Raw genomic sequence first — 22,921 nt, 5'->3', positions numbered from 1 at the left:
GATAATGGCAACGCCAGTCAAGAAGTGGTTATTGCGCGTTGCCCCCTGGTTTTTACCGGTGGGCATCGTGGCGGTGTGGCAACTGGCCTCCTCGGTTGGCTGGCTGTCGACGCGTATTTTGCCCTCTCCGGAAGGAGTGATGACGGCGTTCTGGACGCTCTCCGCCAGCGGCGAATTGTGGCAGCATCTGGCGATCAGCTCCTGGCGGGCGTTGATTGGCTTTTCAATTGGCGGATCGCTGGGGTTGATTCTGGGACTGATAAGCGGACTGTCGCGCTGGGGAGAAAGGCTGCTGGATACCTCAATTCAGATGTTGCGCAACGTGCCGCATCTGGCGCTGATCCCGCTGGTGATTTTGTGGTTTGGCATTGATGAATCCGCAAAAATCTTTCTGGTGGCGCTCGGCACGCTATTCCCCATTTATATCAACACCTGGCACGGAATCCGTAATATCGATCGCGGTCTGGTGGAAATGGCGCGTAGCTATGGATTATCCGGCATACCGCTGTTTATCCATGTGATCCTGCCTGGTGCCCTGCCCTCAATTATGGTCGGCGTACGTTTTGCGTTGGACCTGATGTGGCTGACGCTGATTGTTGCCGAAACCATTTCTGCCAATTCCGGCATTGGTTATCTGGCGATGAATGCGCGGGAGTTTTTGCAAACGGATGTGGTGGTAGTCGCCATTATTCTCTACGCCCTGCTCGGCAAACTTGCTGACGTCAGCGCGCAGCTGTTAGAGCGCCTCTGGCTGCGCTGGAATCCGGCTTATCATTTGAAGGAGGCCACGGTATGAATACTGCTCGTCTGAACCAGGGCACACCCTTGTTACTCAATGCAGTAAGCAAACATTACGCGAAAAATATCGTCCTGAACCAACTGGATTTACATATTCCGGCAGGTCAGTTTGTGGCGGTGGTGGGCCGCAGCGGTGGTGGCAAAAGTACCCTGCTGCGCCTGCTGGCAGGTCTGGAAACGCCAACCGCAGGCGATGTGTTAGCGGGTACCACACCGCTGGCTGAGATTCAGGAAGACACGCGAATGATGTTTCAGGATGCGCGTCTGCTACCGTGGAAATCGGTGATTGATAACGTTGGGTTAGGCCTTAAAGGTCAGTGGCGCGATGCCGCGCGTCGGGCGTTGGCAGCGGTAGGACTGGAAAATCGCGCGGGGGAATGGCCTGCCGCACTCTCTGGCGGGCAGAAACAGCGTGTGGCGCTGGCAAGGGCATTGATCCATCGACCAGGTTTGTTGTTGCTTGATGAACCGCTCGGGGCGCTGGACGCCTTAACGCGACTGGAAATGCAGGATTTGATTGTGTCACTTTGGCAGGAGCACGGTTTTACCGTCTTGCTGGTGACGCATGATGTGAGCGAAGCGGTAGCAATGGCTGACCGGGTGTTGTTAATTGAAGAGGGAAAAATTGGTCTGGATTTGACGGTGGATATCCCCCGTCCGCGCCGGTTAGGGTCGGTGCGATTAGCGGAACTGGAAGCGGAAGTATTGCAACGGGTGATGCAGCGTGGTGAATCTGAAACTCGCCTGAGAAAACAGGGGTAAATTCCCCGAATGGCGGCGCTATTGCCGCCATTCGGTTATTTATCAAGCCAGAGCTTTAGTTATCTTCTCGTACAGATCGCCAGAGAGATTTTCCAGCCCTTTCAACTGCTCCAGCGCCGCGCGCATTTTCTCCTGACGTTTGGCATCGTAACGTTTCAGGCGAATCAGCGGTTCAATCAGGCGCGATGCCACCTGCGGGTTACGGCTGTTGAGGTCGGTAAGCATTTCCACCAGGAACTGATAACCGCTGCCATCTTCGGCATGGAACGCTGCCGGGTTGCTGCCCGCAAATGCCCCAATCAACGAACGAATGCGGTTCGGGTTGCTCATGGTAAATGAGCGATGCTGCAACAGACCACGCACCGTCTCCAGCACATTTTCCGCCGGACTCGTGGCTTGCAGGATAAACCATTTATCCATCACCAGACCGTCCTGATACCACTTGTCGTCATATTCCTGCATCAGCGCGTCACGGCATGGCAGCTGTGCGGCAACCGCCGCAGAAAGCGCCGCCAGCGCATCGGTCATATTGTTTGCTTCATGGTACTGCTTGCTTACCAGCACGTCAGCCAGATGCGTTTCACCAAAAGCGAGGAAGCGCAGGCAGGCATTACGCAGAGTGCGTTTTGCAATATCTTCATGCTCAACACGGTATTCGCTCTGGTAATTCGCGTTGTAAATAGCCAGCAGCTCATCCGCCAGTTCAGTCGCCAGAGTACGGGTAAGTGCTTCGCGTACTTCGGCAATGGCAATCGGATCAATGGTATCGAACAGTTCCGCCATTTCATTTACCGAAGGCAGCGTCAGAATTTCTGCCGCCAGTGCCGGATCGATTTTTTCATCCAGCAGCACCGCGCGGAAAGCATCTGCCACATGCACCGGTAGAGACAGCGGCTGCCCTTGCTGATGACGGGCGACGTTCAGCTTGATGTAGGTTGCCAGCAGGCTTTGCGCCGCATCCCAGCGGGAGAAATCATTACGCGCATGACGCATCAGGAAGGTCAGTTGCTGATCGCTCCACTTATATTCCAGTTTCACTGGCGCAGAGAATTCACACAGCAGTGCGGGCACCGGCTGGAAGTAGACATTATCAAAGACAAAGGTCTGTTCCCCCTGGGTGACGTTCAGTACCGAATTCACCGGATGACCGCCTTTCTGCAACGGGATCACTTTGCCTTCGTTGTCATACAGTTCGATGGCAAACGGAATATGCAGAGGTTGTTTTTCTGCCTGATCCGGCGTGGCTGGCGTGCGCTGGCTGATGGTCAGGGTATACTGCTCGGTTTCCGGATTGTAGTCGTCTTTGACGGTCACAACCGGCGTACCGGACTGGCTGTACCAACGGCGGAAATGGGAGAGATCGACATTTGACGCATCTTCCATCGCCTGAACAAAGTCGTCGCAGGTTGCCGCACTGCCATCATGGCGCTCGAAATAGAGCTGCATCCCTTTCTGGAAGTTTTCTTCGCCCAGCAGAGTGTGGATCATGCGAATCACTTCCGCGCCCTTCTCATAAACGGTCAGGGTGTAGAAGTTGTTCATTTCAATAACCATATCCGGGCGGATCGGGTGCGCCATCGGGCTGGCGTCTTCCGCAAACTGCAATCCGCGCATGGTGCGCACGTTGTTGATACGGTTTACTGCGCGGGAACCAAGATCAGAGCTGAACTCCTGATCGCGGAACACGGTTAAGCCTTCTTTCAGGCTGAGCTGGAACCAGTCGCGACAGGTCACACGGTTACCGGTCCAGTTGTGAAAATATTCGTGACCAATAACGCGCTCAATATCGAGATAATCTTTATCGGTCGCGGTATCGGTGCGCGCCAGTACATACTTGGAGTTAAAGATGTTAAGACCTTTATTCTCCATTGCGCCCATATTGAAGAAATCCACCGCGACGATCATATAGATGTCGAGGTCATACTCCAGACCGAAGCGTTCTTCATCCCATTTCATGGAGTTTTTCAGCGAGGTCATCGCCCACAGCGCACGATCAAGATTGCCGCGATCGACGTACAGCTCCAGCGCTACTTCGCGACCAGAACGCGTGGTGAAGGTGTCGCGCAGTACATCAAAGTCACCTGCCACCAGCGCAAACAGGTAGCACGGTTTCGGGAACGGGTCCTGCCATTGTACCCAGTGGCGTCCATTTTCCAATTCGCCTTGCGCAACGCGGTTACCGTTGGAAAGCAGGAAGGGATATTTGGTTTTATCGGCAATAATTTTGGTGGTAAAACGCGCCAGCACGTCCGGGCGGTCGAGATAATACGTAATATGGCGGAAACCTTCGGCTTCACACTGGGTGCAAAGCGCATCGCCTGACTGATAAAGCCCTTCCAGCGCGGTATTCGTCGCCGGGCTAATTTCATTAACGATCTTGAGCGTAAAACGCTCCGGCAAATTACTGATGACCAGTGCGCCCTCTTCTTCTTTCCAGGCGGTCCATGGCTCATCATTAATATGAACAGAAACCAGTTTGAGATCTTCGCCATTGAGACGAAGCGGAGCATCTGATGCACCATGACGGACAGCCTGGCTGACCGCGGTAACGACCGTCTTTTGCGCGTCCAGGTCAAAGGTCAAGTCAATATCAGTAATCTGGTAATCCGGCGCACGATAATCGTGACGGTATTTGGCTTGTGGCTGTTGAGTCATAAATAACCTTTAGCATCTTTTATAGAGTCTGGTGTTCAGTCTATTCCTGTTGCGTAAATCGCGCTATGCAGAATCTTCATCTTTTCAGACACAAAGCCAATTTTTGCTACAATTCTATAATAGGAGGCACAAATTGCCCTCGACCAGAATGGGTGCTTATGGTGTGATCGGGGTTCAATAAATCGCTAAACAAGGTATACTCCAGCGGTTTTCGAAGATGTTTATTGTACTAAACGCTCCCGCGAGAGGATGCTACTGCGAACCTATGACACAATTCGCTTCTCCTGTTCTGCACTCGTTGCTGGATACAGATGCTTATAAGTTGCATATGCAGCAAGCTGTTTTTCATCACTATCACGATGTGCATGTAGCCGCTGAATTTCGTTGCCGTGGTGACGACCTTTTGGGGATATATGCTGATGCCATCCGCGAGCAGGTGCATGCAATGCAACATCTGCGTCTTCAGGAGGAGGAGTTCCAGTGGCTGACCGGTCTGCCCTTCTTCAAGCCTGATTACCTGAACTGGCTGCGTGATTTTCGCTATAACCCGGAGCAAGTTTCCGTTACTAACGATAACGGTAAACTTAATATTCGCCTTACCGGGCCGTGGCTGGAAGTAATCATGTGGGAAGTTCCGTTACTGGCAGTGATCAGTGAACTGGTGCATCACTATCGTTCCCCCGAGGCTAGTGTACAGCTGGCGATGAATACCCTTGAGCAAAAACTGGCTGATTTCACCACATTAACTGCCGGGCTCGATATGTCGCGCTTCCATTTGATGGATTTCGGTACTCGTCGGCGTTTTTCCCGAGACGTACAAGAAGCCATTGTTAAGCGCTTACAGCAAGAATCCTGGTTTGTCGGTACCAGTAATTACGATCTGGCACGTCGTTTGTCGCTCACACCGATGGGTACCCAGGCGCATGAGTGGTTTCAGGCACATCAACAAATTAGCCCAGATTTAGCGACCAGTCAGCGAGCTGCACTTGCTGCCTGGCTGGAAGAGTATCCCGATCAACTTGGCATTGCATTAACCGACTGCATCACTATGGATGCCTTCCTGCGTGATTTCGGTGTCGAGTTCGCCAGTCGTTATCAGGGATTACGCCATGACTCTGGCGATCCGGTTGAATGGGGTGAAAAAGCCATTGCCCATTATCTGAAGCTGGGTATCGATCCACAAAGTAAGGTGTTAGTGTTTTCCGATAATCTCGATTTAACGAAGGCTATTGAGCTTTATCGGCACTTCTCTTCGCGAATCAAATTGAGCTTTGGTATTGGCACACGACTGACCTGTGATATTCCTCAGGTTAAACCACTCAATATTGTGATTAAGCTGGTGGAATGTAATGGTAAGCCGGTGGCTAAGCTTTCTGATAGCCCAGGTAAAACCATTTGCCATGATAAAGCCTTTGTGCGGGCATTGCGCAAAGCCTTCGATCTTCCCCAAATCAAAAAAGCCAGTTAATTTAGAGGGAGTCGTAAAGGCTCCCTTTTTGCCTTTTATTCTGAAATCTTTCACTCAGCCTGCGAATTCTGCTTGTCTGATTGCAGATGCCAGGTAACATAGGTATCCCCCCATTGAAGGGTGGACAAGTGTTTATTTTTTCCGACTATTAACAGAGAGAATATTATGAGCGTTGTGCCTGTAGCCGACGTACTCCAGGGCCGTGTAGCCGTTGACAGCGAAGTCACCGTGCGCGGATGGGTACGTACCCGCCGAGATTCAAAAGCTGGCATCTCCTTCCTCGCCGTTTATGACGGTTCCTGCTTTGATCCTGTACAGGCTGTCATCAATAATTCTCTGCCCAATTACAATGAAGACGTCCTGCGTCTGACCACCGGTTGCTCGGTCATTGTGACGGGTAAAGTCGTGGCGTCTCCAGGCCAGGGGCAACAATTTGAAATTCAGGCCAGCAAGGTTGAAGTTGCTGGTTGGGTTGAAGATCCAGACACTTACCCGATGGCGGCAAAACGCCACAGCATTGAGTATCTGCGTGAAGTCGCTCACCTGCGTCCGCGCACAAACCTGATTGGTGCCGTCGCGCGCGTTCGCCATACGTTGGCGCAGGCGCTGCATCGCTTCTTTAACGAGCAGGGGTTCTTCTGGGTTTCAACGCCACTGATTACTGCGTCTGATACCGAAGGTGCTGGCGAAATGTTCCGCGTTTCTACGCTGGATCTGGAAAACCTGCCGCGTAACGATCAGGGCAAAGTGGATTTCGACAAAGACTTCTTCGGTAAAGAGTCTTTCCTGACCGTATCTGGTCAGTTGAACGGCGAGACCTACGCTTGCGCATTGTCTAAAATTTATACCTTCGGCCCGACTTTCCGTGCTGAAAACTCCAACACCAGCCGTCACCTGGCGGAATTCTGGATGCTGGAGCCGGAAGTGGCGTTTGCTAACCTGAACGATATCGCGGGTCTGGCTGAAGCCATGCTGAAATATGTCTTCAAAGCGGTTCTCGAAGAGCGCGCAGACGACATGAAATTCTTCGCTGAACGCGTAGATAAAGATGCCGTTTCACGTCTGGAACGCTTCATTGAGGCCGATTTCGCGCAGGTGGATTACACCGACGCAGTGACCATTCTCGAAAACTGCGGTAAGAAATTTGAGAACCCGGTTTACTGGGGCGTTGATCTCTCTTCTGAGCATGAACGTTATCTGGCGGAAGAACACTTTAAAGCACCGGTAGTGGTTAAAAACTATCCGAAAGACATTAAAGCGTTCTATATGCGCCTTAACGAAGACGGAAAAACCGTTGCGGCAATGGACGTTCTGGCACCGGGCATCGGTGAGATCATCGGTGGTTCCCAGCGTGAAGAGCGTCTGGATGTGCTGGACGAGCGTATGCTGGAAATGGGCCTGAACAAAGAGGATTACTGGTGGTATCGCGATCTGCGTCGCTACGGAACTGTTCCGCATTCCGGATTCGGTCTTGGTTTTGAACGCCTGATTGCTTACGTAACAGGCGTGCAGAACGTGCGTGACGTGATTCCGTTCCCGCGTACTCCGCGTAACGCCAGCTTCTAATTACATTTCATATGCAAAAAGCCAGCACCTGTTGCTGGCTTTTTTTCGCTTATTCACTTCTATAACGTCAATTTTTGTCAGCACATCGCAAACAAATTTCGTATCAATCGGCAAAAGACCTTGTATCTGTTACGGAATATTTCTCTGAATTATGATTGATTAAAAATTATTCCGCATAATTATTGCGGTTTAGTTTTTTCTCAACTACACGAGTGTTTTTTAATCAAAAAATTAGCTGTCCAGATGTCTATTGACAAAACCAGGTTATTTTCTGGTAGCAATAAATTTAAGACATCAGGCAAATAAAATATAAGAAAATCATATAAATGTATAAGATCAACGGAAAATTCACAGGAAAAGGAGAGGAAATATGACGGTGTTCACAAAGTTTGTTCTTGTTAATATTTTTTTACATATTTTTTCTTTTTGTAACCACTTTTTTAACTTTGTAGCACTTTCACTGTGGCGAAACGTTAGCCCGAATGGAAAGATGCCTGTCAGATACATAAAGACACCAAACTTTCATCAATAGTTCCGTGAATATTTATTTACAGAATTTATTGGCGGCAGTGGCAGGTGTTATAAAAAAAACCATGAGGGTAATAAATAATGATGAAGCGCAATATTCTGGCAGTGGTCGTCCCTGCTCTGTTGGTAGCAGGTACCGCAAACGCTGCGGAAATCTATAACAAAGATGGCAACAAACTGGATCTGTACGGTAAAGCTGTCGGTTTGCATTATTTCTCCAAGGGTAACGGTGAAAACAGTTACGGTGGCAATGGCGATAAGACCTATGCCCGTCTTGGTTTTAAAGGGGAAACTCAGATTAACTCCGATCTGACCGGCTACGGTCAGTGGGAATACAACTTCCAGGGTAATAACTCTGAAGGTGATGATGCTCAGAATGGCAATAAAACGCGTCTGGCATTTGCTGGTCTGAAATTCGCTGATGCGGGTTCTTTCGATTATGGTCGTAACTACGGCGTGGTTTATGATGCCCTGGGTTATACCGATATGCTGCCTGAGTTTGGTGGTGATACCGCTTACAGCGATGACTTCTTCGTAGGTCGTGTTGGCGGCGTTGCAACTTACCGTAACTCCAACTTCTTTGGTCTGGTTGACGGTCTGAATTTCGCTGTTCAGTACCTGGGTAAAAACGAGCGTGACACTGCACGTCGTTCTAACGGCGACGGTGTTGGCGGCTCTATCAGCTATGAATTTGAAGGCTTTGGTATCGTTGGTGCTTATGGTGCTGCAGACCGTACCAACCTGCAGGAAGACTCTACCCTTGGCAAAGGCAAAAAAGCTGAACAGTGGGCTACTGGCCTGAAGTATGATGCTAACAACATCTATCTGGCAGCTAACTACGGTGAAACCCGTAATGCTACGCCGATCACTGGTGGCTTTGCCAACAAAACACAAGATATCCTGTTAGTTGCGCAATACCAGTTCGACTTCGGTCTGCGTCCGTCCATCGCCTATACCAAATCTAAAGCGAAAGATGTAGAAGGTATCGGTGATGTTGATCTGGTGAACTACATTGAAGTGGGCGCAACCTACTACTTCAACAAAAACATGTCTACCTATGTTGACTATGCGATTAACCAAATCGATTCTGACAACAAGCTGGGCGTAGGTTCTGACGATACAGTTGCTGTTGGTATCGTTTACCAGTTCTAATAGCATACCCCTTTGTTAAATGCCTAAAAAACAGGACGTTGGTCCTGTTTTTTTATACCTGATAGAGAAATCTTGCATCTGAAAAAAACAGTCAGAGTTTTCATCAGTAATAGTTGGAATTTTGTAAATCTCCCGTTACCCTGATAGTGGACTTCCCTTCTGTAACCATAATGGAACCTCGTCATGTTTGAGAACATTGCTGCCGCTCCTGCCGACCCAATACTGGGCCTGGCCGATCTGTTTCGTACCGATGAACGTCCCGGAAAAATCAATCTCGGGATCGGTGTCTATAAAGATGAGACGGGCAAAACACCGGTACTGACCAGCGTAAAAAAAGCTGAGCAGTATCTGCTCGAAAATGAAACTACCAAAAACTACCTCGGCATTGATGGTATTCCGGAATTTGGCCGCTGCACTCAGGAACTTCTGTTCGGAAAAGGTAGCGCATTGATTAATGATAAGCGTGCTCGTACTGCCCAGACCCCTGGTGGCACGGGAGCATTGCGCGTCGCCGCCGATTTCCTTGCAAAAAAAACCGATGTAAAACGTGTTTGGGTGAGCAACCCTAGCTGGCCAAACCATAAGAGTGTGTTTAATTCAGCCGGTCTGGAAGTGCGTGAATACGCTTATTATGACGCAGAAAACCACTCCCTGGACTTCGACGCTCTGGTAAACAGCCTGAATGAAGCGCAGGCTGGCGATGTTGTTCTGTTCCATGGTTGTTGCCATAACCCAACCGGGATTGATCCTACCCTTGAACAATGGCAGACGCTGGCACAACTGTCAGTTGAAAAAGGCTGGCTACCGCTGTTTGACTTCGCTTACCAGGGGTTTGCTCGTGGCCTGGAAGAAGATGCTGAAGGCCTGCGCGCTTTCGCAGCTCTACATAAAGAGCTGATCATTGCCAGCTCCTACTCGAAAAACTTTGGTCTGTATAACGAGCGCGTAGGTGCCTGTACGTTGGTTGCCGCTGACAGCGAAATTGTTGACCGCGCATTCAGCCAGATGAAATCGACCATCCGTGCTAACTACTCCAACCCACCAGCTCATGGTGCTGCCGTTGTTGCTACTATTCTGAGTAATGATGCCCTGCGTGCAATTTGGGAGCAGGAATTGACTGATATGCGTCAGCGTATTCAGCGTATGCGTTTGCTGTTTGTGAGCACCCTGCAGGAAAAAGGCGCAAACCGCGACTTTAGCTTTATCATTAAGCAGAACGGTATGTTCTCCTTTAGTGGCCTGACTAAAGAACAAGTATTGCGTCTGCGTGAAGAGTTTGCGGTGTATGCGGTTGCTTCTGGTCGAGTGAACGTAGCCGGGATGACGCCAGATAACATGGCGCCGCTTTGCGAAGCGATTGTGGCAGTGCTGTAAAGACTAGTTAAACGAAGCCCGCTGTGAAAGCGGGCTTTTTTATGTGCCTTACCAGACGGGCATTTCATCTTGCAGGAAGGGGTTATGCAACCGCTCGTAACCAAGAGTGGATAATGGTCCGTGACCCGGAATAAATGTCACGTCATCACCCAGCGGCAGCAATTTATCTTTGATTGCAGCAATCAGTTGATTGTGATCGCCACGCGGGAAGTCACTACGCCCTACTCCGCCTTTGAAAATAACATCGCCAGAAATCAGCAGCTTTGCCTGATCATCAAAAAACACCACATGACCCGGCGTATGCCCAGGGCAATGTAACACCTGTAAAGTCACATTCCCTATGCTGATGGTATCGCCATCATTGAGCCAACGATCCGGCGTCAATGGCTGACACTCGTCCAGTCCAAACATACGACTTTGCGCTGGCAAACCTTGCAGCCAAAACTCATCTTCTTTTTCCGGGCCAAGAACCGGCACGCCGTAATGTTGCGCCAGTTCCGCCGCTGCACCAACATGGTCCAGATGACCATGCGTCAGCAGGATCTGCATCAGCGTCAGGCCGCTGGCGTCAACTTCCTGTTTGATTTTTTCCGCATCGCCGCCAGGATCGACCAGTGCGGCCAGACGGGTTTGTTCACACCAGATCAATGAACAGTTCTGGGAGAATGCGGTGACCGGAATAATACGATAGTTCATACTGCCCCTGTTTTGTTAAGCGATTGCTACCAGTGCCGTGCTGGCCCGGTATCAATATGCACAAAGTTACTACGTGGGTAATATCCTACACCACCTGCGCGCATAGATAACGCGGCTTTGCGAATATTGCTTAACGCGATGCCTTCAATATGGAAATCCATCGCCTGGCCTTTAGTGTGATAGCTTTTCTTCGCTACTCCACGGCTGTGGGCGCGTAATTCATTGTTGGTATCAATAGAGCGATAACCAGAAATGAGTTGCACCGGTTTGCGGGTGCCTAACAACCCTTGCAGGCGATACAACTGGTCAAATAACCCTGGGTCGATGGACTTTATTTTGTTCGCGCGGTAATCGCGGAAAAAATGGTTTAGTTTTGCCAATTCTTCCTGAATATAGCCTCTGCCATCGAAAAACTCCGCTTTGATTGACTCTCCGGTATGGAGATTATTGAGTGTCAAAATGCGCGGGCGTGGGGTAGAGAGTGTCGCAAATGCAGGAGCAGCAGGCAGGATGGCAGCACCAAGTGCAACACCACCCAGCGCCAACAATTTGCGGCGATTAGCGTCGAATTTGTCCATGATAATCAAGTCTACAGGTCAATGTTATCGTTTATATGCACTTCTGGCGCACAAGAGGTACCTTATCCGCCAGTAAAGCTGACGTCAAGGCGACTCTCCCCCAGCAGTGACGGGGGCTACAGAGAATCGCCCCCAATCATGCTAATTATTACGACAACTAATTTTCCCGAACTACTTCATTTACCTGATTAATTGTTCCGCTTTTGAGACAATTTGCGAGCTGGATCGCGCAGGCAGATCATAATTGTAAATATCTGTACGATATTGGGTGCGTCCATCAGCTCCCACGAATGCCGTCAGATAGTAAAGATTAACCGGGATGGTCTGACGGATGTTGACATATCGGGTATCACCTTGCTTAAGCGCATCGGAGATACGTTTGTCATTCCAGCCAGCATCCTGCAACAGCATATTCGCCAGTTCAGATGCCTTATTTACCCGCACACAACCGGAACTGAGTGCCCGGGTATCCCGTTTGAACAGATTGTGGTTAGGCGTGTCATGCAGATAAATAGCATCTGTACTTGGCATGTTGAATTTATAACGCCCCAGTGAATTGCGTGCGCCGGGCGCTTGCTGGAAACGGAACGGCAGATTCGAGGCTGTAATTGTTGACCAGTCAACTTGCCATGGATCAATGGCCTCTTTACTGTTCCAGCCACGCATTACTGTGTAACCATGGCTTTCAAGGTAACCGGGATCATTACGCACTTTTGGCAGAATATCTTTGCGTGCCAGTGTTGGCGGTACGTTCCACGGTGGGTTCACTACCACATTGTTAAGGGCACTGCTCATCATCGGCGTTTTGCGGTCAGGACGACCAACAATTACCCGCGAGTCCAGCACCTGATTGCCATCCTGGTAATAAACCAACGAATAAGCCGGGATGTTAACCATGATACCGGTAGAAAGTTCTGCGGGCAGTAAGCGCAATCGCTGAATATTAAGCGCCAGGACACCCGCACGTTGTGCAGGAGTGACATTCAACCAGTCACGTGTTGCCGGTCCAATTGCACCATCTGCGCCCAATCCTTGCCACGCCTGAAAACGCTTAACGGCCTCCACCAGCTCCTTATCATAGGCGGCCCGAACTGCAGGAGCTGCTTTTTTGCGTGGTTCGGTTTGTTTGTCTAACGGTTTTGTCTCTGACGTTTCAACAGCCACCGCCGATGGACTTACCACAGCCTCTGCTGGGGTTTCATCTCCTGGCAATGCTATCTTCGGGCCACCTTCCAGCATACCTGTACGCTGCAATATCTCTCGCAATGCCGGTACGTCGTTACTCCACTGACCGGGGCGCAGCGTTGTTTTCCCCGTGAGCTGTGGCCACGGTTTGGTGTCAGCCAACAAGGTCAACAGTGATTCATGCATTGCAGTATATTGCGGATGTTTTGGTGCCAGACCTGCAACGAATGCGGGCAATTGCCCGTTATCCAGTGCTACCTGCCACTGATTTATCACCGACAGAGGCGGCGTCGCTAAAGCATATGGTTTGCTACTGTAAAGCCAGCGCGTGCCTTTTACCGGAATATTCGCGGTAAAATGGAGATACCCCATCATCGCATCCGAGAGCACAACATCACGTGCTATCCCTTTCACTTCAGGATTCGTCAGTAGCTCCACCCACTTGTTAAATTGTGGCTGAAATCCTGCTATTGCCACTTCAGCCAGTTGTTGCTGAAAGGCTTTCACCGCTTCACGGTTTTCCCACATCGGCTGCATATCACGCGCAGCATATAACAACTCAAGCTGGTTGCGATAAACCGGCTTATAGTCTGCGGGTAATTGAGATTCGATTTGTGTACGGGCTTTCTCCGCCGCACCTTCTGGTAGCGGTTGAAGCCCCGCCATCATCGCCGTGGCTTGCGCCTGCGGCTGGACATCTCCCTGTTCGGTAATAGCAATTGTGCTGTCACCTGGGATCATTTCAGGCTCATCGGCCTGCGCACTAAACAGTGGAGCGAATGTTACGGCCAGGCATAAACTCATTGCCGACAGCCGACGACCACGTATTGTATTAAGCAACATCCCTTGCCCCCTGTTGTAATCATACTCAGAAACAGCCGAATCGCTTGTTCGGTTGGCGATCCACATAAGCCAGTACTACACGAAGTATGACGAGTAAGCCTGAATCACTCGTCAGGCTTCTTATAAGTATATAAACACCGAAATGTTTTTGCCCGACCTAATGTAAAGAAGTTTAAGGAAATTGCATCATTTGATGAGACTTTTCGGAAAAGAAGAAGGCGGCTTTGCAGCCGCCTGGGGATTTAGCTTGCTTCAGAAGGCGCATCCACCGTGCCTGGAAGCGTTTCAGGGAGTTGCGGTGTAAAACCACGCAGACCGACTACGTGAACGTGTTCGGTATTCTGGAAGACTTTACGCACCAGTTTATAGGTGGTGCCTTTTTCCGGGCTGATATTTTCCGGCGCTGCGATGATGAGCTGCATTTGCAAACGCTCACACAATTCAAACAGCGTGGCAATGGAACGGGCATCCAGTCGCGCTGCTTCATCAAGGAACAGCAGACGGCAAGGCGAGATATCTTTACCGCGCAAGCGGCGAGATTCATCTTCCCAACTCTGTACCACCATCACCAGAATCGACATACCGGTACCAATAGCCTCACCGGTCGACAATGCACCAGACTCCGCGCGCAACCAGCCATCGGAACCACGGTTAACCTCAACTTCCATTTCAAGATAGTTGCGGTAATCCAGCAGTTCTTCACCGATGGTCTGCGGCGTGCGCTGCCCCATATCAATCTGCGGATTAAGGCGCTGATACAGTTTCGCCAGCGCTTCCGAGAAGGTCAGACGGTTGCTGTTAAACAGATCCTGATGTTGTTCGTGCTGTTCAGAGAGCACATCCAGCAGCATGGCGTGCGTTTCACGCACGTTCACGTTGAGGCGCACGCTGTTCACCTGACCGAACGATACGTTCTGCAAGCCCTGGTTGAGCATACGGATACGGTTCTGCTCGCGCTGAATGGTTTTACGGATGATGTTCGCCACGCTGCGGGAACTGATCGCCAGTTTCTGTTCGCGGGACGTTAACTCTTCAGTCAGACGGCTAAGTTCGATCTCCATCTGCTCGATAGCTTCAACCGGATCATCGGTACGAATAATATCCTGACGAATACGTTCACGCAGATGCTGATAAACCGCCACGAAGAACTGAATTTTACGCTCCGGACGTTTTGGATCTTCTGACAAACGCAGCACGTCGCGCAGATGTTCGTTATCCGCTACCGCGAGACGCAACGCACCCAACGCCTTATCCGACATGGAACGCAAATCATCAGCGGAGAGATAAGCCAGCTCACGACGGTGTAAGCGGCGCTCAACGCCGTTATCTTTCACCATGCGCATCACTGCACACCAGCCCGCTTTCGCGGTCACTACCTGCTCGCGCATCTCAAAGTAATCACGCTCCAGCTTGCGCAGTTTGCGGGTCAGGTTGTCCATCTCCGCTTCGCAGAAGGTAAGCGCTTTTTCCAGTTGGTTGCGACGTGAACGGTTATTGCTCAGCTGCGCATGTAACTCATCACGGCGAATACGCGCCCGCTCTTCTGCCCCGCTATCAGCACGCACGCCGATATCCTGCAATTCACGTTGCAGATCGTTGAGTAGCTCTTTTTTGGTGTCATACGAACTTTTCAGCGAAGCCAGTACCTGATTGTACTGACTTAACTGCGCGGCGTGTCCGCGCAACGCTTCACGAGCGCGGGTACGCTCCGCTTCCGCCTGTTCCAGACGTTCACGCAGTTTTTCGTTGAGATCGCTGTTACCGCTAAGCATTTCTGCCGAGTCAGAGTAGCTAAAGTGCGCACGACGCTGCACCACTTCCGTCAGGGCAAACGCCTGCTGACGGGCATCGCGCTGCATCTGCTGAGAGTACGCGTAATCTTCTTTTAACTGTTCGAACTGTTCCGGGTCGCTCTGCAATACCGAAACGATCGGTTCCAGTTTCGCCAGTTGATTGCCAAACTGCTGAACAAAACGTGCGGCTTCCTGGGCTTCATCCAGACGTTCGCGGATTTCATCGACGCGATCCGCCAGGCTGTCATCAGCCAACAAATTGAGACGCGGCAGAATGCGGTTCAGCGCCGTAACACCCTCTTTCGCCTGCTCAAACTGAATACGCTGCTGCTGGTTATCATTTTCATGATTACTCAACGCCCGCTCCAGTTCGACGCGACGGCTGTTCAGTTGACGGATTTCTGCTTCCGGATCAGACTCAAACGCCACCGCCAGATGGCTGCCGATAAAGCGGCTGAACGCCTGATGCAGACGCTGGGTTTTCTGTACATCAAAGGAGAGCGTGGCGAAGCGTTCGGAAAGCACTTCACGCTCGGCATGGAGGCTTTCGATACGGCTTTCGCGCGCCGCGCGTCCAAACAGCGGCACTTCCGGGAAACGTGAATAACGCCACTGACGATCGGCGATTTTCACCACTACCGCTTTTTCCAGCTCATCAACGCTGAACACGCTGTCATCGAATGACTGCGGATCCCCTTCGATCAGATAGAGATCTTCCGGGCAATCGGTCAAGCCTTCCAGGTGTTCGGTTACCTGTGACAGATCTGGCACCACGATGGCGTGGCGTGACGGGCCATACAGCGCCGAGAAGTACGGCGCATCTTCCAGGCTAACATCGTCATAAATTTCTGACAGCAGCACGCCGCCAAAACGCTCCGCCAGCGCATTCAGACGCTGGTCTTCAGAACCACCTGGCTGGCTTAAACGTTCGATCTCTTCATCGACGGCGTTTTTGCGTGCGCCAACTTCGTCACGTTCAACAATCGCTTCGCGCTCACGCTCAAGCAACTGTTGCAGATATTCGGTGACGTCCTGGCTGGAGGAGAACGCTTCACCGCACTGTTCGCTCAACTGGTTGAGACTGTTTTGCGCGGCCAGCCAAACCGGCGCACGCTGCATCAAACTCTGAATGCGAGACTGCAGCTGTTCCTGCTCCTGACGCAGTGCCATACGCTCTTCGCGGGCGTTAGAAACACTGTCGGAAAGAGAGGCAATGCGCGCTTCCAGCTCCTGATGCAGGGCTTCCAGTTCGTCGATATCAAAATTCTTGCCCTGACGTTTGCAGAAATCTGCCAACAGACGCTCAGCTTCTTGCTGCTCGCGCAGACGCTGTTCCAGTTCGCTTAAGCGCATCCGCAACGGCTGAACCTGCTCTGCCAGGTGACGCTGATCGACCCCTTCGCGCAATAGTTCGCGGGCGACATCCCACGCCTCGTTACGCGCCAGCGGGCCGTTGATTGCCACCACCAGCTGATAAGCCTGTTCAAACTGGCTGTGCGCGGTTTGCGCCATGCTCATTTTCTGCTCAAGAGAGAGCATTTTTTCAGTCGCTTCCAGTTCTTTCGCCTGGAAGGTTTCCAGCCATTCGGCGGCGCTGTCGGCGGTTAAGTCCGGCAGATGGCACAGTTCTTTGGCACGATTAAGCGCAGCAATCGCCTGGTTGTACTGGATAGCGCGCGTTTGCTGGACGTCCAGCGCCTGCTGGTAGTCAGCAAGCTGGCTTTTCAGCTCGTCCACTTCCAGCTCGGCAGCTTCCGCACGAGCCTCGTTCTCTTCCTGGCGCTCGATGGCTTCTGCCACCACTTCGTTTTGCTCTTCCAGGCGGACCTGCAACTCATCGAGATCCGCTTCGTAGCGTTCAATCTTTTCCTGCTGACGCAGTGCGGTTTGCACCAGGTTCAGGTGATCGCTGGCCGCCTGATAATCCGCTTCCAGATCGCCTTCGGCACCGTTGTGCTCTGCCAGTTCACGCGCCATATCGACGTGTTTGTACTGCTCAGCCGCCAGTTGCTGACGCGAAGTGTGAAGCTCACGACGAAACTCCAGCGCTTTATCCAGGTGAACACGGCGCTCGTTGGCGTGGCGCATGTAGTCCGCCGCCACGTAGTTGGTAGCTTCGCTGATCAGATGCTTGAACAAGTCACGGTCAGACTGGGTAACACGAATCGCTTCCAGCGTCATACGGTTTTCACGCAGCGCCGCTTCCATGTCCTGGAACGCTTTACGCACACCGCTATTTTCTGGCAACAGGTAGTCGCGCAGAGAACGGGTAATGGCGCTGGAGATCCCGCCATACAGCGAAGCTTCAATCAGACGATAGAATTTACTACGATCAGACGCTGAGCGCAGACGACGTGCGATGATGCCCAGATCGAACATCAGCGAGTGGTAATCGGTAATGGAGTTGAACTGTTTAAACTGCACGCCTTCCATCGCCTCGAGCTTGTCTTTCAGCTCGTTAAGCGGGAGCACGCGCGCCTGACGTTCATTCAGGGTTTCGGTCACCAGTTGTGTCGGCTGCACCGACATCGGCAAGCCCTGAATGGCAAATGGTTTGATATCAACTTTACGATCGCGCCCGGCAACCTGTTGCAGACGCACACCGACCACCACGCGCTGGTGGCGCGAGTTAATGGTGTCGAGCATCGAATAACAGACACCCGCTTTCAGCTTACCGTGCAGACCTTTATCGCGCGAACCGCTGGTGGCCCCGGCCTCCGTGGTGTTACGGAAATGCAGCAGGGTCAGGTCGGGAATGAGCGCCGTCACAAACGCCGCCATCGTGGTGGATTTACCCGCACCGTTACCGCCGGAAAGCGTCGTGACCAGCTCATCCAGGTCAAAGGTGCGAGCAAAAAAACCGTTCCAGTTAATCAGCGTCAGTGAGCGAAATTTACCGCGTTCAATCATTATTCTTCCTCTCCGCTATCTGGCTGATTCTCTTGGGTTTCATCGTTGAGTTGCAGATGATTTTCAATCGGCATTGCTTCGCCATCACGAATCAGGCGACGCTGTGCTTCACGGGGATCGTCGCCAGCACGCACATCGGCTCCGAAGCGGAACACCGATTCGGTAATGCGGAACTTACTGCTGTCATGGCCCATAAACCACACCATGCCTAAGCGACGCAGACGGTTTAGCGAAGAGCGTACTTTTTCCTGCAACTTCTGCCGGTCAACGTCTGAACCAGTAGAACGATTGTTCACCAGTTTCAGTAATTTTGCTTCATCGGCCAGGGTGAGCAGTTCGTCGTACAATTCCTGCTGGGTGAAAATCCCCTCATTCGCCAGCCGTTCCGGACTGAGATAGAGATAACAGAGGATTTTCCCGACCATCATATCCAGTTCTGACAAGACGGAACGTGGGATCAGCGTGGTGGAACGTGGGCGTAAATAGAAGAACCCCTCCGGTGCGCGAATAAGCTCAACGTTATAACGCGCGTAAAACTCTTCCAGATATTCCTGAAAATCCATCAGGAATGCATGATTATCCAGTTCGTCAAGGCCAATATGACGGCCTGAACGTAAGGCGCTATCCAGCGCCGGAAATAACGGATTCGCCAGTGCCTGCGCCAGCTTAACCGGCATCACTTGTTCAATATTTGTCGATGACATGCGCCTGTACCTTGGCTCCGTAATCATTAATCGGCTGCCATTTCGCTGGCAGTCCGGTGAAATCTGCTTGCGCTACGCCAAGGCGTACCGCCTGATCAATAACAATACGCGCAACGTCAAAGTGACGCGCACGCGGATACTGCGCCAGATATTCGCGTACCACCAGACCAAGATCCAGCGGCACTTGTCTGGTTTTGTACACGGCAAGTTGTTCTTCGATGATCGCCGCCAGCTGTTCGCGGATCTCATTAAACTCTTCGTACTCCAGATCCTCAGGAAGTTCCCCAGTCACTTCTTCATCGCGCAGTGCCATCTCTTCGTCACGCATATCCAGCAGACGATCGGCATTGGCATAAGTTAGCGCCCACGGCTCATCAAAATAGGTTTGAACCGACTGACGTAACCGCTGAGCAAAGACGCGGTTTTTATCCATATCGATCGCAGTACGAATAAATTTGTGTACGTGGCGGTCGTAGCCAATCCACAAGTCGATGGATTGCTGGCCCCAACTGATAATACGGTCGAGTTTGCTCTGCAGATCGAACACCAGACGATCGACAAAATGCAGGTCGTCATGAGTCATCGTCGCATCCTGAATGCGTAACAGATTAGCCTGCAATTTATCACCTGCCGCTTCCAGCGTATCCTGCAATTCACGCAGCGTTCCGGAAGTTTCCGAAAGCAACAATTCGCAGCTGGAAATCGCCGCCCGCCAGTCTTTGTTCAGCAACTGGGCGATATCATCTTTCACCTGCTGCTGCTGTTCGTCCATCAGACGTTGCGTCAGGTCGATGCTGTCGAAAATTTCTGCTACCGAATATTTCAGTGGCGCATAGACATTACGGTGCCAGTGAAATTCATCACCGCCCTCTTCGGCGGCATCTGCTGCGCGTTTAAGCTCACCCGCCACAATCGACAACTGCATAGAAAGGCGCAACGTAGAAAACTCGCGTTGACGGATGTAGTAATCGGTAATACCGATGCCAAGCGGCGTCAGACGGTAAATTGCGTTCCCTTCAGCCTGCTCGCTGGTAAAGCGGTTCAGCAGACGTTGACGAACCATGTCGTTGATCGCGTTGTTGGCGCGCACGCCGATGGTTTCGCTGGTTTGCTCAAACGCATCACTCACATGGCGGAATGCATCCACCAGCTCGCCTTCGCTCATCTCACCATCCAGACGCTCGCCGTTCAGCGTGGCAACCGCCAGCAGAAAAGAGAGTCGGTCTACCGGCAGCGAGATGGAGAAGTCATTTTTTCTGGCCCAGGCAACCAGTTCGGGGACTGTCTGGGAAAATTCACTCATACTTTATCCTTGCTCTGCGGTTTGCGCGCGGTGACATGAATATAACGCCCCAGGGTAATATACGGTTCCTGACGGCAATAACGCGTTTCTAATTCAAGTAATGCTTCATAGCAGTCGCGCTGCTGGTGCTTCTCTCGCAGATAATCATGAAACACGCGAACGCCTGTCTTACCCATAATTTGCCAACCAGCTTCTTCCAGCCACAGATAAACCTGCGCCGGGTCGCGTGGATAATCTGGCGAAAGCGTCCGTTTTTTCTTTTTCGGCATTCCCGCCTGCACGTAATCAAAATTCCCGGCGACCATGTTATGCATCAGCAAGCCGTGCGCATTGTAGAACATTAACGACAACACACCGCCTGGACGCAACACTGACCACAGGGTCTGCAATACGCTGCGGGGATCGGCCACCCACTCGAGCACCGCATGGAACAATATCAGATCAACGGGCGTTTCCAAATGCGAAGCAACATCCTGAGCGGCGCAATGTATAAATTGCATGTTGTCGCTCACACCTTTTGCTTCTGCCGCCTGTTTTGCGCGGTCGATCATCTGCGCAGAAAGATCGCATAAAATAACCTGATGCCCAAGCTCGGCCATTTTGATTGCGGTCTGCCCTTCTCCACCGCCAGCATCCAGCACACGCAGTTTTTGCGAGCCCATTTCCGCCAGCACGCGATCGAGGTCCTGCCACAGAATAGCCTGTCGAAGCTGCCCTTTGGTGGTGCCGTAAATGTTACGGGAAAACTTTTCCGCAATATCATCAAAATTGCGATCCTGCATTGCTTTCTCCACCGGTTGGCTAAGACGTTTTCTGATAAAGACGCTATTTTGTCACAGCCACGGCGAGAATGAACCCGTCTGGTGTAATATCGCTGGCGATCCCTTGCTATATGGTCAAAAAAGGAACCAGAAAGGATGCTTTTTACACTGAAAAAAGTGATTGGCGGTATGCTGCTGCCACTTCCGCTGATGTTGTTGATTATTGGCGCTGGCCTGGCGCTGCTGTGGTTTAGCCGTTTTCAAAAAACCGGGAAGATTTTTATTAGCATTGGGTGGCTGGCGCTCTTGTTATTGAGTTTGCAACCGGTAGCCGATCGCCTGCTGCGTCCCATCGAAAGCACCTATCCGACATGGAATAATTCGCAAAAAGTGGACTATATCGTGGTGCTCGGAGGTGGGTATACCTGGAACCCACAGTGGGCACCGAGCTCGAATTTAATCAATAACAGTCTGCCACGCCTGAATGAAGGTATCCGCTTATGGCGCGAAAATCCGGGATCAAAACTGATCTTCACGGGAGGCGTAGCAAAAACCAATACGGTGAGTACAGCCGAAGTAGGTGCAAGAGTTGCGCAATCGCTGGGTGTCCCTCGCGAGCAAATTATCACCCTGGATTTGCCAAAAGATACCGAAGAAGAAGCTGCGGCAGTAAAACAGGCGATTGGTGACGCCCCTTTCCTGCTGGTAACCTCCGCATCACATCTGCCGCGCGCGATGATCTTTTTTCAGCAGGAAGGGTTAAATCCGCTGCCAGCCCCGGCGAACCAGTTGGCCATCGACTCGCCGCTTAATCCGTGGGAACGAGCAATCCCTTCTCCAGTCTGGTTAATGCATAGCGATCGTGTTGGCTATGAAACGCTTGGCCGCATCTGGCAGTGGTTGAAAGGTTCGTCAGGCGAGCCACGGCAAGAGTGATTTTGATGCCAGATCGAAGTTGCGCCGACTAAATCGTCCGGTATTAACCAGTTGCGCAACTTCATCCCATAACACATACAACCAACGCCGCCAGATGAACGACTCCGCCACTGGCGCGTGTTGCAAATAACACCAGAGTAAATCTTCAGCCATTGGATTATCCATCAGACGAAATAATTCATATTCTCGGGGTGCCCAGAGCATTAATCCTGGGCCGACCATCGCCAAAAGCTGATCGCTACGGGAATCTTTTAGCATACTGCGTAAACAGAAGTTACCATGAATCAGCACACAATTGTCGTTAAAGCCTTCGAATAATGCCGGTAAACATTCACGTGTCCGAAATAATATCCGTTTATCCTGCATGGTAAGCCCGGTATTACTGAACTGCCCCAGGGTAGTCCACAGCGTGTCAATTCGCTGGCGATACCATGAGGGCCAGATATTTTCCTGAGTATTATCCACGGCACCAACGCAACCACGGCTATCCTGGCGATGCCAGGCCAGTAACCCTTCAACAATCTGATCTTTTAATTGTTGCCAACGCTCTGGAGTTCGTGCGGGAGCTTCGACTGAAACGCCCTCCAGGCGCTCCAGTAACAGAACATCCGGCCCTGGATGGTCTTCGTGAGTCATCACGCCATAGATAGTTGGCATACGAACAGTGCCGCCGCGAGCCAACATGGTAGTCTTCCAGGCAAGTTGGCGTGCGACGCCGGTTGTCGAAAAGCTTCGCGCCATTAACGGCACCGGGTTTCCCTGACTGTCATACAATGACCACAGAGTTGTGTCTGCTTTTTCATTCACACACTCTATACGACTCAATCTTTCGCCTAGTAAATGGCTTAATTCGGCACGCAGCTGTTCCATTCAGATAACCCTCATAAAAGCTACTGCTTTTATAATGAG

The 22,921-nt window shown here is 51.4% G+C and carries 16 protein-coding genes; 7 read left to right on the top strand and 9 right to left on the bottom strand.

Features of this window, described 5'->3' with window-relative positions:
- Positions 1-4 precede the first annotated feature (4 nt).
- Together ssuC and ssuB are read left to right on the top strand one after the other, a co-directional pair.
- On the top strand, positions 5-796 hold the full coding sequence (gene ssuC / locus EFER_RS05475; protein ID WP_000235183.1) for an aliphatic sulfonate ABC transporter permease SsuC: 792 nt from the start codon (positions 5-7) through the stop codon (positions 794-796).
- Entirely contained in the window at positions 793-1,560 is a 768-nt protein-coding gene (ssuB, locus tag EFER_RS05470; protein ID WP_001090523.1) for an aliphatic sulfonates ABC transporter ATP-binding protein, read from the top strand. The genes ssuC and ssuB overlap by 4 nt, the downstream gene beginning before the upstream one ends.
- A 42-nt stretch (positions 1,561-1,602) precedes the next feature.
- Here ssuB and pepN read toward each other — a convergent pair whose 3' ends face one another.
- Complete coding sequence (gene pepN / locus EFER_RS05465; RefSeq protein ID WP_000193861.1) at positions 1,603-4,215, bottom strand: aminopeptidase N; 2,613 nt, start codon at positions 4,213-4,215, stop codon at positions 1,603-1,605.
- A gap of 265 nt (positions 4,216-4,480) precedes the next feature.
- Here pepN and pncB point away from each other — a divergent pair, with 265 nt between their 5' ends.
- The 4 genes from pncB (at position 4,481) to aspC (ending at position 10,303) form a co-directional block, all read left to right on the top strand.
- Positions 4,481-5,683: a nicotinate phosphoribosyltransferase gene (pncB, locus tag EFER_RS05460; RefSeq protein ID WP_000191397.1), complete on the top strand. Its 1,203-nt coding sequence runs from the start codon at positions 4,481-4,483 to the stop codon at positions 5,681-5,683.
- Between the two features lie 165 nt (positions 5,684-5,848).
- Positions 5,849-7,249, top strand: coding sequence for an asparagine--tRNA ligase (gene asnS / locus EFER_RS05455; RefSeq protein ID WP_000117877.1), 1,401 nt, complete (start codon positions 5,849-5,851; stop codon positions 7,247-7,249).
- A 609-nt stretch (positions 7,250-7,858) separates the two neighbouring features.
- A complete protein-coding gene (ompF, locus tag EFER_RS05450) occupies positions 7,859-8,929 on the top strand; it encodes a porin OmpF (RefSeq protein WP_000977936.1) in 1,071 nt (356 codons plus the stop codon).
- A gap of 183 nt (positions 8,930-9,112) precedes the next feature.
- Entirely contained in the window at positions 9,113-10,303 is a 1,191-nt protein-coding gene (gene aspC / locus EFER_RS05445) for an aspartate transaminase (protein ID WP_000462632.1), read from the top strand.
- A gap of 48 nt (positions 10,304-10,351) precedes the next feature.
- On the opposite strand, the gene gloC is transcribed toward aspC, so the two are convergent.
- The 7 genes from gloC to cmoM all read right to left on the bottom strand — a co-directional run bounded on the left by gloC (position 10,352) and on the right by cmoM (position 21,097).
- Positions 10,352-10,999 (bottom strand): hydroxyacylglutathione hydrolase GloC, encoded by a 648-nt coding sequence (gene gloC, locus EFER_RS05440; protein WP_001109458.1) that lies wholly within the window; start codon positions 10,997-10,999, stop codon positions 10,352-10,354.
- 26 nt (positions 11,000-11,025) lie between these two features.
- Entirely contained in the window at positions 11,026-11,577 is a 552-nt protein-coding gene (locus EFER_RS05435) for a YcbK family protein (protein ID WP_002431619.1), read from the bottom strand.
- A gap of 180 nt (positions 11,578-11,757) precedes the next feature.
- Positions 11,758-13,605: a L,D-transpeptidase gene (gene ldtD / locus EFER_RS05430; RefSeq protein ID WP_000926112.1), complete on the bottom strand. Its 1,848-nt coding sequence runs from the start codon at positions 13,603-13,605 to the stop codon at positions 11,758-11,760.
- Positions 13,606-13,847: 242 nt separating this feature from the next.
- Positions 13,848-18,308, bottom strand: a complete 4,461-nt coding sequence (gene mukB / locus EFER_RS05425) for a chromosome partition protein MukB (protein WP_000572699.1) — start codon at positions 18,306-18,308, stop codon at positions 13,848-13,850.
- On the bottom strand, positions 18,308-19,012 hold the full coding sequence (gene mukE / locus EFER_RS05420; RefSeq protein ID WP_024256410.1) for a chromosome partition protein MukE: 705 nt from the start codon (positions 19,010-19,012) through the stop codon (positions 18,308-18,310). The genes mukB and mukE overlap by 1 nt, the downstream gene beginning before the upstream one ends.
- The gene (gene mukF, locus EFER_RS05415) at positions 18,993-20,315 is read right to left on the bottom strand and encodes a chromosome partition protein MukF (protein WP_001288847.1); all 1,323 of its coding nucleotides are present in this window, start codon (positions 20,313-20,315) and stop codon (positions 18,993-18,995) included. The genes mukE and mukF overlap by 20 nt, the downstream gene beginning before the upstream one ends.
- Positions 20,312-21,097: a tRNA uridine 5-oxyacetic acid(34) methyltransferase CmoM gene (cmoM, locus tag EFER_RS05410; RefSeq protein ID WP_015953313.1), complete on the bottom strand. Its 786-nt coding sequence runs from the start codon at positions 21,095-21,097 to the stop codon at positions 20,312-20,314. The genes mukF and cmoM overlap by 4 nt, the downstream gene beginning before the upstream one ends.
- A 135-nt stretch (positions 21,098-21,232) precedes the next feature.
- On the opposite strand from cmoM, the gene elyC reads away from it, so the two are divergent.
- Positions 21,233-22,012 (top strand): envelope biogenesis factor ElyC, encoded by a 780-nt coding sequence (gene elyC, locus EFER_RS05405; RefSeq protein WP_000899542.1) that lies wholly within the window; start codon positions 21,233-21,235, stop codon positions 22,010-22,012.
- Here the strand turns inward: elyC and EFER_RS05400 are convergent.
- The gene (locus EFER_RS05400) at positions 21,989-22,882 is read right to left on the bottom strand and encodes a YcbJ family phosphotransferase (RefSeq protein WP_000436940.1); all 894 of its coding nucleotides are present in this window, start codon (positions 22,880-22,882) and stop codon (positions 21,989-21,991) included. The genes elyC and EFER_RS05400 overlap by 24 nt on opposite strands.
- Positions 22,883-22,921 lie beyond the last annotated feature (39 nt).

It is taken from the genome of Escherichia fergusonii ATCC 35469 (assembly GCF_000026225.1).
Classification (GTDB): domain Bacteria; phylum Pseudomonadota; class Gammaproteobacteria; order Enterobacterales; family Enterobacteriaceae; genus Escherichia; species Escherichia fergusonii.
The sequence above is the reverse complement of the archived record's forward strand: the minus strand, read 5'-3'. Positions and strand labels throughout refer to the sequence as shown.

Excerpts from the sequence above, each read along its gene's own strand:
- ssuC (WP_000235183.1), top strand. The coding sequence starts at position 5 with ATGGCAACGCCAGTCAAGAAGTGGTTATTGCGCGTTGCCCCCTGGTTT.
- ssuB (WP_001090523.1), top strand. The coding sequence starts at position 793 with ATGAATACTGCTCGTCTGAACCAGGGCACACCCTTGTTACTCAATGCA.
- pepN (WP_000193861.1), bottom strand. The coding sequence starts at position 4,215 with ATGACTCAACAGCCACAAGCCAAATACCGTCACGATTATCGTGCGCCG.
- pncB (WP_000191397.1), top strand. The coding sequence starts at position 4,481 with ATGACACAATTCGCTTCTCCTGTTCTGCACTCGTTGCTGGATACAGAT.
- asnS (WP_000117877.1), top strand. The coding sequence starts at position 5,849 with ATGAGCGTTGTGCCTGTAGCCGACGTACTCCAGGGCCGTGTAGCCGTT.
- ompF (WP_000977936.1), top strand. The coding sequence starts at position 7,859 with ATGATGAAGCGCAATATTCTGGCAGTGGTCGTCCCTGCTCTGTTGGTA.
- aspC (WP_000462632.1), top strand. The coding sequence starts at position 9,113 with ATGTTTGAGAACATTGCTGCCGCTCCTGCCGACCCAATACTGGGCCTG.
- gloC (WP_001109458.1), bottom strand. The coding sequence starts at position 10,999 with ATGAACTATCGTATTATTCCGGTCACCGCATTCTCCCAGAACTGTTCA.
- EFER_RS05435 (WP_002431619.1), bottom strand. The coding sequence starts at position 11,577 with ATGGACAAATTCGACGCTAATCGCCGCAAATTGTTGGCGCTGGGTGGT.
- ldtD (WP_000926112.1), bottom strand. The coding sequence starts at position 13,605 with ATGTTGCTTAATACAATACGTGGTCGTCGGCTGTCGGCAATGAGTTTA.
- mukB (WP_000572699.1), bottom strand. The coding sequence starts at position 18,308 with ATGATTGAACGCGGTAAATTTCGCTCACTGACGCTGATTAACTGGAAC.
- mukE (WP_024256410.1), bottom strand. The coding sequence starts at position 19,012 with ATGTCATCGACAAATATTGAACAAGTGATGCCGGTTAAGCTGGCGCAG.
- mukF (WP_001288847.1), bottom strand. The coding sequence starts at position 20,315 with ATGAGTGAATTTTCCCAGACAGTCCCCGAACTGGTTGCCTGGGCCAGA.
- cmoM (WP_015953313.1), bottom strand. The coding sequence starts at position 21,097 with ATGCAGGATCGCAATTTTGATGATATTGCGGAAAAGTTTTCCCGTAAC.
- elyC (WP_000899542.1), top strand. The coding sequence starts at position 21,233 with ATGCTTTTTACACTGAAAAAAGTGATTGGCGGTATGCTGCTGCCACTT.
- EFER_RS05400 (WP_000436940.1), bottom strand. The coding sequence starts at position 22,882 with ATGGAACAGCTGCGTGCCGAATTAAGCCATTTACTAGGCGAAAGATTG.